Annotated in this window: 15 protein-coding genes; 4 read left to right on the top strand and 11 right to left on the bottom strand. The window is 65.2% G+C overall.

Annotation, left to right across the window (positions count from 1 at the left end; all coding sequences use genetic code 11):
* Nucleotides 1-15 precede the first annotated feature (15 nt).
* Nucleotides 16-759: an SDR family oxidoreductase gene (locus H7J73_RS16730; protein WP_264068630.1), complete on the bottom strand. Its 744-nt coding sequence runs from the start codon at nt 757-759 to the stop codon at nt 16-18.
* A gap of 28 nt (nt 760-787) precedes the next feature.
* Between H7J73_RS16730 and H7J73_RS16725 the strand changes: the two genes are divergently transcribed.
* Nucleotides 788-1,039, top strand: coding sequence for a DUF2630 family protein (locus H7J73_RS16725; protein WP_264068629.1), 252 nt, complete (start codon nt 788-790; stop codon nt 1,037-1,039).
* A gap of 15 nt (nt 1,040-1,054) precedes the next feature.
* Here H7J73_RS16725 and H7J73_RS16720 read toward each other — a convergent pair whose 3' ends face one another.
* The 6 genes from H7J73_RS16720 to pdxH all read right to left on the bottom strand — a co-directional run bounded on the left by H7J73_RS16720 (nt 1,055) and on the right by pdxH (nt 7,088).
* Entirely contained in the window at nt 1,055-1,489 is a 435-nt protein-coding gene (locus H7J73_RS16720) for a MarR family winged helix-turn-helix transcriptional regulator (RefSeq protein ID WP_264068628.1), read from the bottom strand.
* Nucleotides 1,467-2,936 (bottom strand): MFS transporter, encoded by a 1,470-nt coding sequence (locus H7J73_RS16715; RefSeq protein ID WP_264068627.1) that lies wholly within the window; start codon nt 2,934-2,936, stop codon nt 1,467-1,469. The genes H7J73_RS16720 and H7J73_RS16715 overlap by 23 nt, the downstream gene beginning before the upstream one ends.
* 59 nt (nt 2,937-2,995) lie before the next feature.
* Entirely contained in the window at nt 2,996-4,306 is a 1,311-nt protein-coding gene (locus H7J73_RS16710) for a citrate synthase (protein WP_264068626.1), read from the bottom strand.
* A gap of 155 nt (nt 4,307-4,461) precedes the next feature.
* On the bottom strand, nt 4,462-5,106 hold the full coding sequence (locus H7J73_RS16705; RefSeq protein ID WP_264068625.1) for a TetR/AcrR family transcriptional regulator: 645 nt from the start codon (nt 5,104-5,106) through the stop codon (nt 4,462-4,464).
* 69 nt (nt 5,107-5,175) lie between these two features.
* The gene (locus tag H7J73_RS16700; RefSeq protein WP_264068624.1) at nt 5,176-6,465 is read right to left on the bottom strand and encodes an MFS transporter; all 1,290 of its coding nucleotides are present in this window, start codon (nt 6,463-6,465) and stop codon (nt 5,176-5,178) included.
* Nucleotides 6,462-7,088, bottom strand: coding sequence for a pyridoxamine 5'-phosphate oxidase (gene pdxH, locus H7J73_RS16695; protein WP_264068875.1), 627 nt, complete (start codon nt 7,086-7,088; stop codon nt 6,462-6,464). Before pdxH ends, H7J73_RS16700 begins: the two co-directional genes overlap by 4 nt.
* Before the next feature lie 75 nt (nt 7,089-7,163).
* Here pdxH and H7J73_RS16690 point away from each other — a divergent pair, with 75 nt between their 5' ends.
* Both H7J73_RS16690 and H7J73_RS16685 read left to right on the top strand, forming a co-directional pair.
* Entirely contained in the window at nt 7,164-8,285 is a 1,122-nt protein-coding gene (locus H7J73_RS16690; protein WP_264068623.1) for a citrate synthase 2, read from the top strand.
* 33 nt (nt 8,286-8,318) lie between these two features.
* The gene (locus H7J73_RS16685; protein WP_276031376.1) at nt 8,319-8,792 is read left to right on the top strand and encodes a hypothetical protein; all 474 of its coding nucleotides are present in this window, start codon (nt 8,319-8,321) and stop codon (nt 8,790-8,792) included.
* Here H7J73_RS16685 and H7J73_RS16680 read toward each other — a convergent pair.
* The 4 genes from H7J73_RS16680 to H7J73_RS16665 form a co-directional block, all read right to left on the bottom strand.
* A complete protein-coding gene (locus tag H7J73_RS16680; RefSeq protein WP_264068622.1) occupies nt 8,779-11,655 on the bottom strand; it encodes an MMPL/RND family transporter in 2,877 nt (958 codons plus the stop codon). The genes H7J73_RS16685 and H7J73_RS16680 overlap by 14 nt on opposite strands.
* Entirely contained in the window at nt 11,652-12,098 is a 447-nt protein-coding gene (locus H7J73_RS16675) for an MmpS family transport accessory protein (protein ID WP_264068621.1), read from the bottom strand. Before H7J73_RS16675 ends, H7J73_RS16680 begins: the two co-directional genes overlap by 4 nt.
* Nucleotides 12,099-12,420: 322 nt before the next feature.
* Nucleotides 12,421-14,064 carry a 4Fe-4S binding protein gene (locus H7J73_RS16670; RefSeq protein ID WP_264068620.1) on the bottom strand — a complete coding sequence of 548 codons (1,644 nt, stop codon included), beginning with the start codon at nt 14,062-14,064 and terminating at the stop codon, nt 12,421-12,423.
* A gap of 7 nt (nt 14,065-14,071) precedes the next feature.
* The gene (locus H7J73_RS16665) at nt 14,072-15,088 is read right to left on the bottom strand and encodes an AurF N-oxygenase family protein (RefSeq protein ID WP_264068619.1); all 1,017 of its coding nucleotides are present in this window, start codon (nt 15,086-15,088) and stop codon (nt 14,072-14,074) included.
* A gap of 99 nt (nt 15,089-15,187) precedes the next feature.
* Here H7J73_RS16665 and map point away from each other — a divergent pair, with 99 nt between their 5' ends.
* Nucleotides 15,188-15,952, top strand: coding sequence for a type I methionyl aminopeptidase (map, locus tag H7J73_RS16660; RefSeq protein WP_264068618.1), 765 nt, complete (start codon nt 15,188-15,190; stop codon nt 15,950-15,952).
* The last annotated feature ends 13 nt before the right edge of the window (nt 15,953-15,965 follow it).

Raw genomic sequence — 15,965 nt, 5'->3', positions numbered from 1 at the left:
ACACTATCGGGCGGCTCAGGCGTCGGGGGGAAGGATCCAATCCGTCGGCCGCAGCAGGATGATCTCCGGCACGGTGCACGACGCGGACAGCCGCGTGGTCATCCGCACCGCCTCGGCGATATCGCGCGGCGCGATCATCTCCGAGGGCGAGACCACGTCGCGGGTGTCATCGGCCATCGGGGTGTCGACGAGCCCGGGACAGATCGCGGTGGCCTTGATGCCTGCGGTCGACAGCTCCTGGTGCAGCGCCTCGGTGAAGCCGAGGACCGCGGCCTTGGTGGCCGAGTACGCACCCAGGTTCGCCTCGCCTCGCTTGCCCGCGTTGGACGACGTGTTGACCACCTGGGCGGTTCCGCGCGCCGCGACGGCCGCCTGCAGCAGAGGCAGGCTCTTGCTCGTCAACAACAGCACGGCGCGGGTGTTGACGGCGTAGTGCTCGTCGAGCAACTCGGCGGTGATATCTGCCACCGGCGTACGCGAGGCGATACCCGCATTGTTCATCAGGAGATCCAGTGCGCCGAAGGTTGCCGTGTGGAACTGCACCACTTCGTCGAGGAATCCCTCCTCGGCCACCGACCCGGCCAGCGCGTGCACCGGGGGCCCCGGTACAGAAGACACCAATTGCTCTGCGGTGGAGAGCTTTTCCGCACGACGGGCGACCATCGTCACCCCATATCCCTCTTCGCGGAGCATCTGGACCACAGCCAGGCCGATCCCGCTGGAACTACCGGTGACAATCGCGCTACGGGTTGGATTCACTCGCGCAGGCTACTGGCACACTGGAGCGATGGCAGAACATGACGGCGACACCCTGGCACGCATCCACGACCTCGTCAGCGAGGAGAAGGAGCTGCGGGCGAAGCTGCAACATCACGAGATCACCGAATCCGAGGAGCACGAGCGCCTACGCACCATCGAGGTCGCTCTCGACCAGTGCTGGGATCTGCTGCGGCAGCGCCGCGCCCTGCGGGAGACCGGTGGCGATCCCAAGGACGCCAGCGTGCGGCCGGCCGATGAGGTGGAGGGTTACCTCGGCTGAGGCGATCCCCCGGCGCTAGCGGCGGGCGATCCGGTCCAGGATGACGCGCAGCGCCTTGAGGTCGTCATCGGCCAGCGCGGCCAACTGTTCCGGCGCGGGATCGTCTGCGGCATCGATCCCGGCGACGACAGCGCGCCCGGCCTCGGTCAGCGAGACCAGTTTCGACCGTCGGTTCGCCGGGTCGATCTCACGCACCACCAGCCCGCGCTCTTCCAGATCATTGACCGCGACGGTGGCCGCCGGCGCGTCTATGGTCGCGCTGTGGGCCACTTCTTTGACCGTAAGTGGGCTGCGGGCAAGGCGTTTGAGGATCCGGATCCGACTGAACGGCAGGCCGGTCTGATCGACGACCGCCCGGCGCCAGGTGTCCCTGTTGTCGAAGACGAAGCGGGACAGGTCACGCCAGACCGCGTCGGCCAAGGCGTTGTCACCCTGTTGGTTGCGTTGCATGAGCCCTCCCGACCCCGTGCGCCGGTCCGGCGATCAGCGGGGCCAACCGCTCCGCCGAGCGCATGGCCCGCTCAGACGTAGCGAAGATACCAAGACCGAAGACCACCAGGCCGAGCACCGCGCAGACCAGCCACAGCGGGCGCGCGGCAGCCGCGAAATCCACCCTGGTGTCCGCCAGGGCGGACGCCGCGATCGAACCGCACAGCGCCACACCGAGACTCACCCCGATCTGCCTGCTGGTCGAGGCGACCGCGGATGCCGCACCGGCACGGTCGGTCGGCATACCGCTGACCGCCGCGTTGGTGATCGGGGCATTCACCACGCTGAAGCCGATACCGAAGACCGCGAAGATTCCCACCAGCGCCCACACCGAGGTGTGTGCCGTCAGGAACGACAGCATGACGGTGGCCGCGGTGATCAGCACGCCGGCGGTCAGCAGCGAGGGCCGGGCGCCGAACCGGCCGACCATCCGACCCGACAGCGGCGAAAAGATCAGCGCACCAACGGCAATCGGTAAGTAGAGCAGGCCGGTGTGCAGCGCCGAGAACCCGCGATAGCCCTGCAGATACAGCGACATCATGAACAGGAAGGCGCCCCACGAGGCGAAGGCGCACACCGCGGTCACCGTCGCCGAGGCGAACGGGATGCTGCGGAAGAAACGTAGGTCGATGAACGGGTCGCTGCGGCGGGATTCATAGCGCAGGAAAGCGGCCAGGGCGACCAGGGACGCGGCCAGAACCCCCAGTGTGACGGGGCTGGTCCAGCCGAACCCGCGCCCCTCGATCAGGACGAACACGATGCCGAACAGGAACGTCACGCCCAGCGCCTGTCCGATGGGGTCGATGTTCCGCATCGTGATCGACTTGCTCTCCGGGACGAAAAGGGCGGTCAGCACCATCGCCAGCGCGCAGATCGGCAGGTTGATCCAGAACACCGAGCGCCATCCGACGAATTCGATCAGCGCGCCGCCGACGATCGGGCCGAGCGCCATCGAGATGCCGACCACCCCACCCCAGACCCCGATGGCCCGAGCACGTTCCACGCGACCGGTGAACACCTGGGTGATGATCGACATGGCCACCGGGTTCAGCATGGAGCCGCCGACGGCCTGCAGTAACCGCGCGCCGATCAGCATGTCTATCGAGGGTGCGAGGCTGCACAGTAGCGAGCCTGCGGCGAAGACCAGCAGGCCGATCTGGAAGACCCGGCGGCGGCCGAACCGGTCGGCCGTGGCGCCGGAGAGCAGCAGCAATGACGCAAGCACCAGGGTGTAGATATCGATGACCCACTGAATGTCCTGAGCGGAAGCGTGTAGGTCGGAGCGGATGGCGGGGATCGCGACGTTCACGATCGTCGCGTCCATCGAGACGATCAGCAGGCTCAGACAACACGAGACCAGAATGATGGCCTTACGGCCACGACTGAGCCCACTAACAGTTTCAATCACACAACAATTGTTAAACTACAACTGTTGCTTTGGCAAGTTCCCGGTGTTTCAGGCCTCGACTACCGGGTGCCCATCGCGACATAGTCCCGCTCGGTATATCCGGTGTAGATCTGACGCGGCCGACCGATCTTGCTGGGCTCCTCGTGCATCTCCCGCCAGTGCGCAATCCAGCCGGGCAGCCGGCCGAGGGCGAAGAGCACGGTGAACATGCGGGTCGGGAAGCCCATCGCCCGATAGATCACGCCGGTGTAGTAGTCGACGTTCGGGTAGAGCTTGCGCTCGACGAAGAAATCGTCGGTCAGCGCGATCTCCTCGAGCTGCTTGGCGATATCGAGCATCTCGTCCTGCACGCCGAGCTTGCCGAGGATCTTGTCGGCCTGCTCTTTGACAATGCGCGCCCGCGGGTCGTAGTTCTTGTACACGCGGTGCCCAAAGCCCATCAGCTTCACGCCATCCTCGCGGTTCTTGACCTTGCGGACGAACTCCTGGACGTCGCCGCCACTCTCCTTGATGCCCTGCAGCATCTCCAGCACGGCCTGGTTAGCACCGCCGTGCAGCGGGCCCCACAAGGCGTTGATGCCGCCGGAGATCGACGTGAAGAGGTTGGCCTGCGAGGAGCCCACCAACCGCACCGTCGACGTCGAGCAGTTCTGCTCGTGGTCGGCGTGCAGGATCAGCAACAGATCCAGAGCCCGGACAATCTCGGGATCCACCTCGTACGGCTCGGCGGGCAGTCCGAATGTCATCCGCAGGAAGTTCTCGACGAGGGTCAACGTGTTGTCCGGGTACAGGAAAGGCTGACCGACCGACTTCTTGTAGGCATAGGCGGCGATGGTCGGCAGCTTGGCCAGCAGCCGGATCGTCGACAGCTCGACCTGTTCCTTGTCCAGTGGGTCCAGCGAATCCTGGTAGTACGCGCTCAACGCGTTGGCGGCGCTCGACAGCACCGGCATCGGGTGCGCATTGCGCGGAAAACCATCGAAGAACCGCTTGAGGTCCTCGTGCAGCAGGGTGTGCCGTTGGATCTGGTTGGTGAATGCGTCCAGTTCCTCGGCCGAGGGAAGTTCGCCGTAGATCAACAGATAGCTGACCTCGATGAACGTCGACTTCTCGGCAAGCTGCTCGATCGGGTACCCGCGGTAACGCAGGATCCCGGCGTCACCGTCGATATAGGTGATCGCCGACTTGGTCGCCGAGGTGTTGACGAACCCGCCGTCGAACGTCGTGTAGCCCGTCTTGGCCAGCAGCGGACCCAGGGCAATACCGTCGGAACCCTCGGTGGCATGGACGATCTCCAGGTCCAGCTCACCACCCGGGTACTGGAGAGTGGCGGTGTCCAGAGATGGATCTGGGGAGGTACTACTGGCCACAGGAACCCCTTCTGCACTCTTCGGCAGCGACCACGCTGTCTGTCACTAGGTGAAGGTAGTCGCTATCCCCTCGACGCGCCTGCGGGGGGTTGCCCGTTTGGCTCCCACGGCGCCCGTAACCGCGTGACGGCACCGACGGTGTCGGTCCCCTACCGTCAGCTACTGGGCAGGTCCGCGGTCATCGTGACGAACTGATCGAACGCCGCGTCGATCCGGGTGACCATCAGTTCCGGGCCCAGTTCCACGCCATCGACATCGACGACGAGGTCGCCACAGGCGGTGACGATGATGGCCGACCAGACGGCGAGCACCAGGTGCAGTCTGCGGTCGGCGAGCCCGACTCCGAGGCGCTCGGCTACGGCGAGCGTCGTGGCATGCGGGCGGAATTCGGTGGCGGCCATCTTCAGACCCGGGGTCGAGTTGACGATCCGCAACATCAGCACGACCCGGTCGGCGGTCACGCCGGGGACCTGGCCGGAGCGCACCCGACTCAGCACGGCGACGTGGGCGTAGCGCATCGCTTCTAACACCGGGACATCGTTGGGGACCTGGGCGAACTCCACGGCGACGGCGTCGACCAGATCCTCGAGCAGGGTCATGACCACTGCGTCTTTGGTGGCGAAGTAGCGACTGAAGGTTCGGGGCGAGACATCGGCGATGGCGGCGATCTGCTCGACGGTGGTGTTGTCATAGCCCTGCTCCAGGCAAAGCCGTACCGCGGCCTCGATCAGAGTCGCCCTCGTCCGCTGTTTCTTCCGTTCACGCAGCCCGGGGGTGGCGTCGCCAAGGAGATCAACCACAGTCACGAATCGTAGCCCCGTTCAGGATCGGCACACCCGCTAACTGCCGATATGCGCACTTCGCGGTGCTCATACTTTGTCGGTATCCGCAGTTTGTCGGTCACTGACGCGGTACCGGACGAAGGCGGGCACCACCAGCGCGGCAAACACCACGCCCAGAACCACCAACACACCGCCCCCGGCGGCCGCGGCGGTCGTCCCGATGGCCGCCGCCGCGGCGCCGTGCAGCGTGTCCGCGACGCGCGGTCCGCCGGCCACCACGACGATGAACACGCCCTGCAGCCGACCGCGCAGATCATCGGAAGCTGCCTGTTGCAGAATCGTCGACCGGAACGCGGCGGAGACCATGTCGGCGGCCCCACCGATGGCCAAGAAAGCCAGCGCAACCCACAACAGTGGGCCGGCATGCCCGTGCGCAAAACCCGCGGCCACTCCGAACCCCACCATCGCCAAACCCCAGACGACGATCATCAACACGACCGACAGCCCCTGCCTGCGGACGCGGGGCAGCCAACCGGAGAACACACCACCGGCCACCGCACCCACCGACATCGCGGCCGCCAGCAACGCCATCGTGGTGCCGCCGTCGACAGGCCCACCAAAACTCTGGTGCGCCATCTGCGGGAACAGCGCCCGCGGCATCCCGAAGATCATCGCGATCAGATCGACCACGAACGACATCAGGACGACGGTGTTACCGGCCAGATAGCGGAAGCCATCCAGGACCGCCGCGAAACCCCATCGCGAGGCGCCCTCGGCGGATCCGGTGGGCGGCATCTTCGCGACCCGCATCGTCGCCCAGATCGGGGCCAGGCAGGTGGCGGCGTCGATCAGATAGAGGGTGGACAGGTCCATGAAGCTCAACATCAGACCGGCGAGCAGCGGGCCGACGATCGCCCCGAACTGCTGCACCGTCATGTTGAGCGAGTTCGCGGCGGCCAGTTGATCCTCGGGCACCATCCGTGGGATCGCCGCCGACCTGGTCGGCGAGTTCACCGCGAAGAACGCCTGCTGGACCGCGAGCAGGCACAGCACCACCCAGACGTTGTTGAGCGCCAGAGCGGCCTGTGCCCACAGCAAGACCGATGCCACGGCCAGCCCGCACGAGGCGATGATCAGCAGCGTGCGCCGGTCCATGGCGTCGGCCAGCGCGCCGCCCCACAGGCCGAACACCACCAGCGGCACGAGGGCGAACACCCCGGCCAGCCCGACATAGGCCGAACTCTGCGTGAGCATGTACAGCTGTACCGGCACGGCGAAGATCGTCAGGTTCGCGCCGATGACGGTCGGGATACCAGCCCACCACAGCCGACGGAAGTCGGGGTGCCTCAGAGGTGCGGTATCGGCAAACAGCCTCACGGCTGCAAGCGCTCGACGCGCCTGCCTGTCACCTGAATTCGGTTGTGTACCCGGTTCTCCCGGCCCTGCCAGAATTCGATTGTCTCCGGGCTGATCAGATAGCCGCCCCAGTGCGGCGGCACCGGCACATCGGCGAGCCCGGCGAAGCGTTCGGTGACCTCGGCCAGCTGGTCCAGTAGGACCTCCCGTGAGGCGATCGGCTGAGACTGGTGCGAGGCCCAGGCGCCCAGCTGCGACCCGCGCGGCCGATGCGACCAGTACTCGGCGGTCGCCTCCGCACTGACCTTGCTAACGGCACCGCGCACATGCACCTGCCTGCCGAGCGGAAACCACGGGAAAGTCACCGACGCGTAGGGAGTCACGGCCAGGGCGGCACCCTTGGCAGAGTGGTAGTTGGTGAAGAACGTGATTCCGGTCTCATCCACGCTCTTGCACAACACCGTCCGGCTGACCGGTCTTCCCGCCTCCACCGTGGCGAGCACCATGGCGTTGGGCTCCGCGACGCCGGCTTGCTCGGCATCACCAATCCACTTGCGCAACAAGGCAAGCCAACCTTCATCGAGCCAATCGGCCGAGAGGTCGGGACTACCGTCCTTCTCCACCGAGCCATATTCCACACGCATGCCTGCGAGGTGCGCGCCGCCAGGGTCAACCACGCGGTCAACGGTACCTCCAGCCACGGTGCAACAATCGAGGTCATGACTTCCGCGGTGCACAAGGATTTCGTCGAAGGCCTGGCCGGCGTGGTGGCGTTCACCACCGAAATCGCCGAGCCGGACAAGGACGGCGGCGCACTGCGCTACCGGGGCGTCGATATTGAGGACCTGGTATCGCAGCACGTCACCTTCGGCGATGTGTGGGCACTGTTGGTCGACGCCAAATTCGGCCGCGGCCTGACGCCCGCCGAGCCGTTCCCCCTGCCCATCCACACCGGTGACGTCCGGGTCGACGTGCAGGCCGGCCTGGCCATGCTCGCTCCGATCTGGGGTTTCGCCCCACTGCTCGACATCGACGACGAGACCGCGCGTGACCAGTTGGCCCGGGCGTCGGTGATGGCGTTGTCCTACGTCGCGCAGTCCGCTCGCGGGATCTATCAGCCAGCCGTGCCGCAACGCATGATCGACCAATGCACCACGGTGACAGCACGATTCATGACCCGCTGGCAGGGTGAACCGGACCCCCGACACGTCGAGGCCATCGACGCCTACTGGGTATCGGCCGCCGAGCACGGGATGAACGCATCAACGTTCACCGCCAGGGTGATCGCCTCGACCGGCGCCGACGTGGCGGCTGCACTGTCCGGCGCGGTCGGGGCCATGAGCGGACCGCTGCACGGGGGCGCCCCGGCCCGGGTGCTGCCGATGATCGAGGAAGTCGAACGCACCGGCGACGCCCGCGCGCTGGTGAAGGGCATCCTCGACCGCAAAGAGAAACTGATGGGCTTCGGGCACCGCGTCTACCAGGCCGAGGACCCGCGGGCCCGGGTCCTGCGGGCGACCGCCAAGCGGCTCGACGCGCCACGCTTCGAAGTCGCAGCCGCACTCGAACAGGCGGCGCTGACCGAACTGCGCGAACGTCGTCCCGACCGGGCCATCGAGACCAACGTCGAATTCTGGGCCGCGGTGATCCTCGACTTCGCCGGCGTCCCCGCCCGGATGATGCCCGCCATGTTCACCTGCGGCCGCACCGCGGGCTGGTGCGCCCACATCCTGGAACAGAAACGGCTCGGCAAGCTGGTCCGACCCGCCGCCATCTACGTCGGACCCGCACCGCGCAGCCCCGAATCCGTCGAAGGCTGGGACCAGATCACCACCCGATAGATAGATTCACTAAGTTCAGGTAGCGTTTCTGCCATGGTGAATTTTCTTCCATGGGGAGATTTGGCGATCCTCGACGCACTGGCGGCATTGGCCTTGGCCACGTGTGTCTTCATCTACATCACCAGGTTGGAGAATCGGACATCCCATCCGCTGGGTGAAAAAGTGGGCGCCCACAAAGCGGTGCTGGCCAAACTGCGCAAGGGCGAACCCATGTCGCAGGATGAAGTCGACTACGCGACCGAACTGGTGACCGATGCCCGCTCACCGCTCGCGTACGCGATGCCGGCAACACTGTTCTGCATCGGGTTCTTCTACGTGGTCGGCTGCCTGTTCATGCTCCACCTCGACGGAGGCAATCCGTCTTTCCGGACATTCATCGGCGGCATCCCGATGCTGACGTCGATGAACATGGCCGTGCAGCTCCGCAAGGTGGCCGCCCTGAAGAAGCGGCTCGCAAAAGTCACCGTGTCCGAGACACAACCGGCCGACGAACTCAGCCGCGTTTGACCACCGGGTCGTCGTCCTCCCACAGCAACAGCTGACGCACCGCCTGGCGTGACCCGTAAGGCTGCAGCATCTGACTGGCCGGGCGGGGACGCACCCGCAGCGGCCACCAGAACCAGCGGCCCAGTAGCGCGGCGATCGACGGCGTCATGAACGACCGCACGATCAACGTGTCGAACAGCAGCCCGAGAGCGATCGTCGTCCCGATCTGACCGAGAATCCGCAGATCGGCGAAGACGAACGACGCCATGGTGGCCGCGAACACCAGACCGGCCGCCGTCACCACCGCTCCGGAACCCGCCATCGCCCGGATGATGCCGGTGTTCAGGCCGGCCCCGATCTCCTCCTTGAACCGGGAGATCAACAGCAGGTTGTAGTCCGATCCCACCGCCAACAGCAGGATGACGGCCAGCGCCAACACAATCCAGTACAGGTCGATACCGAGCAGGTCCTGCCAGATCAGTACGGAAAGCCCGAACGAGGCGCCCAGCGACAGCGCCACGGTACCCACGATGACGAACGCCGCCACGATGCTTCTGGTGATGAACATCATCACCAGAAGAATCAGGCTCAGCGCTGCGATCCCGGCGATCATCAGGTCGTACTTGGCGCCGTCGGCGATGTCCTTGTAGGTGGCCGCGGTGCCGGCGATGTAGATCTTGGACCCGGCCAACGGCGTGCCCTTCACCGCCTCCTGCGCGGCGTGCCTGATGGACTCGATATGCGAAATACCTTCCGGCGTAGCGGGATCACCGTCGTGGGTGATGATCATCCTGGCGGCCTTACCGTCCGGCGACATGAAAAGCTTCGTCCCACGCACAAATTCGGGGTTGGTGAACGCCTCCGGCGGCAGATAGAAGGAGTCGTCGGTTTTGGACGCGTCGTAGGCCTGGCCAAGGGCGGTGGAATTCTGCAGTGCCGCCTGCGCCTGGTCGTTGATCCCCGAGGTGGTGGCGTAGTTCGTCAACGTCAGGTCGCGATTGGTCTGCTGACTGGCGATCTGCGGCGGGATCAATGCGAGCAGCTTCGGTTGCAGCGCATCCAATTTGGCGATGCTGCCCGCCACGTCGGCCAGTTGGTCGGTCAACTCGTCGATACCGTCGAGTGCGTCGAAAAGCGAGCGCAACGCCGCACACACCGGGATGTCAAAACAGTGCGGCTCCCAATAGAAGTAATTGCGCAGCGGTCTGAAGAAATCGTCGAAGTTGGCGATCTTGTCCCGCAGATCCTGCGCCGTGGCGACGGTGTTCTGAAAGGCCTTGGTCTGCTCATCAGTGACGGCGCTGGACTGCTGCTGCAACGAATACTGTTGCCGCAGAACGTCGATCGAGTTGTTGATAACGTCCACCTGTTTGAGCAGATCGGCGCCGCGGGCCTGCTGAAAAGGCAGGTTGTTGATCTGCGACGCGCTGCCCGCACTGATCTGGAACGGGATCGACGTGTGGTCCAGCGGCGTGCCCAGTGGGCGCGTGATCGACTGCACCTGAGCGATGCCGTCGGTGTGAAAGACCGACTTGGCGACGCGTTCCAGCAAGATCATGTCGGTGGGGTTACGCAGATCGTGGTCGGCTTGGATCATCAACAGTTCGGGGTTCAGCCGAGCCTGGGAAAAGTGTCGCTCGGCGGCGGCGTATCCGACGTTGGCCGGGGCGGTGGCAGGCATGTAGGGCCGCGCGTCGTAACTCGTCTTGTAATTGGGCAGGGCGAGCAGACCGATGAGGGCGATGGCGACCGTTGCCACCAAAACCGGTCCGGGCCAGCGCACGATGGCGGTACCGATCCGCCGCCAACCCTGGGTCCGCATCGGTCGTGCAGGATCAAACAGGCCGAAATGGCGACCGATGACCAGCAGCGCCGGCGCCAGGGTCAGCGCCGCCACCACGGCGACCAGGACGCCGATACCGGCGGGGACACCAAGGCTCTGGAAGTACGGAAGCCGGGTGAAGGTCAGGCAGAGCACCGCTCCGGCGATCGTCAGACCGGACCCCAGGATGATGTGCGCGGTCCCGTGGTACATCGTGTTGAACGCCGAAACCCGATCCTCACCGATTTGCCGCGCCTCGTGAAAGCGGCCGAGGAGGAAGATCGCATAGTCGGTGCCTGCGGCGATCACCAACAACGTCAGCAGGTTGGTCGAATACGTCGACAATTCGATGATGCCGGCGTTCGCCAGTACGGCCACGACACCACGCGATGCCGTCAGCTCGATCATCACGGTGAAGATCACGAGGAACACCGTCGTCAGCCGGCGGTAGAGCCAGAACAACATCAGCGCGATCACCCCGAGAGTGATCAGGGTGGTTTTCAGGGTGCCGTGGCGGCCCACCTCGAATTGGTCGGTCACCAGGGGTGCGGCCCCGGTTACGTAGACCTTCAGCCCTGGCGGTGGCGGTGTGTTGTTGACGATGTTGCGCACCGAGTCGACGGACTCATTCGCCAGCGACTCACCCTGGTTACCGGCGAGGTAGAGCTGCACCAGGGCGGCCTTGCCGTCGGCGCTCTGCGAGCCGGCCGCGGTCAGCGGATCGCCCCAGAAGTTCTGAATGTGTTCGACGTGCTTGGTGTCCTGGGCGAGCTTGTCGACCAGGCCGTCGTAATAGTGGTGCGCTTCGGCACCCAGCGGCTGATCCCCCTCCAGGACGATCATCGCCGAGCTGTCGGAGTCGAACTCCTGGAACACCTTGCCGATCTGCTTACTGGCCAGCAGCGACGGTGAATCCTGCGGACTCAGCGATACGTTGTGCGATTCGGCGACCGTCTCCAGCTGGGGCACGAAAACGTTCGTGACCACCGCAAGGCCCAGCCAGAACAGCGCAATCAGAACCGAGAACCGGCGGAGCAGATCCGGAATTCGCTGGGCGCTCATCCGGACTTGTCCAGGCAGTAAATGAAGGCGTTCACTTCGTTCGCCGTTCTCTCGTCTTTGACTGCGTCGTCAATCTTGATTCGGCAACCGATCGAATCAGTGTTGCCCTGTGCCTGGACGTTGACGAAGACCGCCGGCTGGGTGGTGGTCGTGTCGTAGGACCAGGGCAGCGCGACGGCGTCGGCGTGCTGCGGTTGGGCGTTGACGTCCAGGTAGGTGATGGTTGCCACCGTTCCCGGGGGGCCGAAGACCTCCATGACCACGTGTTTGGGGTTGAAAGGCACGATGTCGTTTCCGGCGCCGCTGGGCGTGGAGGTGACGTCCTGGGAGGCAAAAATACTGTGCAGCCGGTACACAGCGAAACCAGCCACCACCAGCACCACCACCGCGACGATCAGCATCCAGCGTTTACTCAGCCGGCGTCCGAGTGAAACCCGCTGCATCCGTGACCCTTTCAATGAGCGGCGACAGGCGCGGACGGTTGGGGATTCCCTCTCAGGATTGTCGATATCAACTAAGTTGACCGTACGACACGGGGCCGAACACCACAACACTGAACAGGACTCAATGACATGAACCGTCGCGGCCGGCCCGTATCTGTGAACTTGCTGAACGTGCCGCCGGGGCCGTCGACTGCTACATAGCCGCGTTCAATGCGGTTGGGCCGGCCCGGGTTCCAGGGCCCGGCGGCACACCGGCGCGGTGCCACCGATACGGCACGGTCCAGGACCCGAATGATCGGACCCGCGACGGTTCCTCAGTCGCTCAGTCCCGCAGGCCGGCAAGCAGACGTTGACGCACAGTCGGTTTCGGTGCCGTGGCGGCCGCAGCGAGCATCTCACTCACCTCGGTGAACTTCAGCCGCGGCCGATCGCCGGCCTCTCCCCTGCTGATCTCGGCGGCATCGATCGCCCGCCAGCCGGCGGCGTCGACGACCTTGGGCTGGCGCTCGCGGACAAGTTTGGCCAGCGCGCCCGCTCCACCGACCGGGTCGGTGAGCCGACCGTCGTTGAAATCGTCGACGAGACTCTGCACGGTTTCCAACGCACAGGATTTGTTGGTGCCGATGAAACCCGTCGGACCCCGTTTGATCCAGCCGGCCACGTACGTGCCCGCCGCCACCCGGCCGCCATCATTGGGCACCACAGCCCTGTCGTCATCGAAGGGGAGGTCACGAATTGGTTTGCCCCGATAGCCGATTGAGGTCAGGATCAAGCCGGCATCGATGCCGACACAGTCGTCGGTACCGGTGCGAGTGAACTCGATACGACCGTCGGTGATGCGCTGGGGGGTGAGCCGGTAGGCCAGTCGGATCCTGGGTCGCGTCGCAGGCGCCGAGGCGTCCCCGAGCTTGCTCAGGATCTCCAGTTTGGCGCGGACCAACGGGTCGGCCGCGCTCGCGAGGTCGCGGGCCACCAACGCGTGGTCGTCGGCGTCGAGCACCACATCAGATTTCGCAGTGAGCCCGATCAGCTCCGGCAGTGTGAACGCGGACTCGGCCGGTCCGCGCCTGGCGGCAATGACGACCTCGCGTACCTTCGACTCCCGCAGCACCGATAGTGCGTGCGCGGCAATATCGGTATGGGCCAGGTGGTCGGGATCGCTGGTCAGGATGCGGGCGACGTCGAATGCGACATTGCCGTTGCCGACGATCACGGCGGACTCATGGCCCAGATCGACTGGCAGGTCTGCGAATTCGGGGTGGCCATTAAACCACGCGACGATCTCGGTGGCGGTTCCGGTACCCGGCAGGCCCATCCCGTCGATCTCCAGGCGGCGGTCATTGGGGGCGCCGACGGCATACAGCACCGCGTGATGGTGAGCCAGCAGGTCGGCATGACTGAGATGCTTGCCGATCTCGGTGTTCAGATAGAACGTGAAACCGCGCCTGCGCGCGATCTTGTCGAACAGCCGAGTCACCCGTTTGGTGCTCTGATGATCCGGCGCCACCCCGGCGCGCACCAAACCATATGGCGTGGGCAACTTTTCGAACATGTTAACCCGGACGCCGTCCTGGGTGAGCAGTTCGTCGGCGGCGTACATCGCCGCGGGTCCCGAACCGACCACCGCCACCGTCAGCGGGCGCGTCCCGCGCCGGACGACAGGTGCGGGGATGACGGGCGCCAGCTTCGACGTCGGCGGCAGCTTGCCCTCACGCTTGGGGTAGAACGAAGCGTTGAGTTCGATGAACGGCAGCTGCGCGGGTTCGAGCTTGGTATCCGGGGCAATGGCCCCGACCGGGCAGGCCGACACACACGCTCCGCAATCCACGCAAGCGACGGGGTCGATGTAGAGCATCTCGGCCGTCGCGAAGCCCGGCTCATCCGGTGAGGGATGGATGCAGTTCACCGGGCACGCGTAGACACAGGACCCGTCGCTGCAACACGACTGGGTGATCACATGAGGCATGCCGGCTCTAGGCCACCGAAACCAGGTGCTGACGGGCCGGCTCGCTGCGGAACCGACTGGGCCGGCCGTTGATGCGGCAGATCCGCCACACCAGTTTGGACACCGGGTTCATCAGCCCGGTGTCGTGGGCCAGCATCCGCACGTCGCCGAACATGTCGCGCAGCATGAGCCGGGACTCGGGCGACTTGAAGAAGATCTCCTTGCGCACCGAGCGCGGGATGTCGAACTCTTTCCAGAATGCGCGCGGCGGCACGATGATGGCCGAGCACAGCACCCTCATCACCACCGGCACGTAGAGCGAGAGCCAGAACCGCTTGCGGCGCGGCAGGTTCGGCACCCGCTTGCGCAGGTACTCATGCGCGAACGAGATGTGCCTGGCCTCCTCGGCGACGTGAATGGCCATCACGCGCTCCATGATCGGATGCAGCGACTTGCCCTCGCGCAGCACGTTCTTCTGGGTGTGGTCGATGGGCTCCTCACCCGCGAGGATGCCGAACCAGAACGGGATCGGCAGCGGCCCGGCGACCAACGGGATCGCCGGCTGGACCCACTTGAGCAGCCGCGGCATCCCGGGCACGTCGGCACCGATGTGGTTGACCATCTCCTGGAACATCATGGTGTGGTTGCACTCTTCGGTGGCCTCGTGCAGGCAGTACCGGTACTCCGGTGAGCCGTTGGGCACCCAAAACGCGTACTCCATCAGTCCGCGGATGAGAATCGACTCGAAATGCAATCCGACCTTGGCGACATTGGCCTGACGCCACATGCCGATCTTGATCTGCCGTTCCTGCGACTGGGCCTGATACCAGGGGTGCTTGCCGATCGGATCGGACGCGGGCAGGATCCAGCGGGGGTCGTTGTCGATCACCGCGAACTCCGGCGACTTCCAGTCGATGTCGGTGTACGGGTTGAAGTTGCGCCGCACAGAGCCCTCGGACAATGTGTTGAGCATGTCGACATACTGCTGGTCATCGGCAACATCCATATTGCGACGCCAGCGCCGGACCATCTTTGTTCTCGCCATGTGAAGCCTCCTAAGTGAGGTTTACATTTAGCCGCCTCTTGTCCAAACGGTACCGCAGGTACTGGATAAAAACCAGGCCCAATCCGAAAGAAGATCCCCATGGTCCAGTTGAAGACCGAGACCGAGGTCAACGCCATGGCCAGAGCAGGGGCAGTGGTTGCCGAAGCCCTCCAGGCCGTCGTCGATTTCGCCGCCCCAGGCTGCACGACCGCCGACCTGGACCGGGTGGCCGCCGGGGTGTTGATGCGCCACCAGGCCGGCTCGCCGTTCCTGAACTATCACCCGAACTGGGCGCCGACGCCGTTTCCGGCCGTGTTGTGCGTCTCGGTCAACGACGCCGTCGTCCACGGCGTCCCCACCGACCAGGAGCTCGTCGACGGCGACCTGGTGTCGGTCGATTTCGGCGCCAAGCTGGGCGGCTGGTGCGGTGATGCCGCCCGCAGTTTCATCGTCGGCACTCCCCGCGACGGGGACGCAGAACTGATCGCAGCCACCGACGCCGCCCTGGCCGCAGGGATCGCGGCAGTGCGACCGGGCAACACCCTCGGCGATATCGGCTACGCGATCAGCAGTTCGGCACGCCGAGCCGGGTACGGAATGCTGGCCGATCACGGTGGCCACGGCATCGGGCACACCATGCACGAAGACCCGCACGTCCCCAACGAGGGCCGCCGCGGGAAGGGGATGCGGCTGCGGCCGGGTCTGGTGATTGCGATCGAGCCGATGCTGATCGGCGATGGCACCGACGACTACGTGCACGACTCCGACGGCTGGACCCTGCGCACGGCCACGGGCGCCCGCGCTGCACACAGTGAGCACACCGTCGCGGTAACCGCCGACGGGCACCGCATTCTGACTCAGTAGGCACTCACTACGC

This window comes from Mycolicibacterium komossense (assembly GCF_025822605.1).
GTDB classification, from domain to species: domain Bacteria; phylum Actinomycetota; class Actinomycetes; order Mycobacteriales; family Mycobacteriaceae; genus Mycobacterium; species Mycobacterium komossense.
This window is presented reverse-complemented; position numbering and strand designations above follow the sequence as displayed.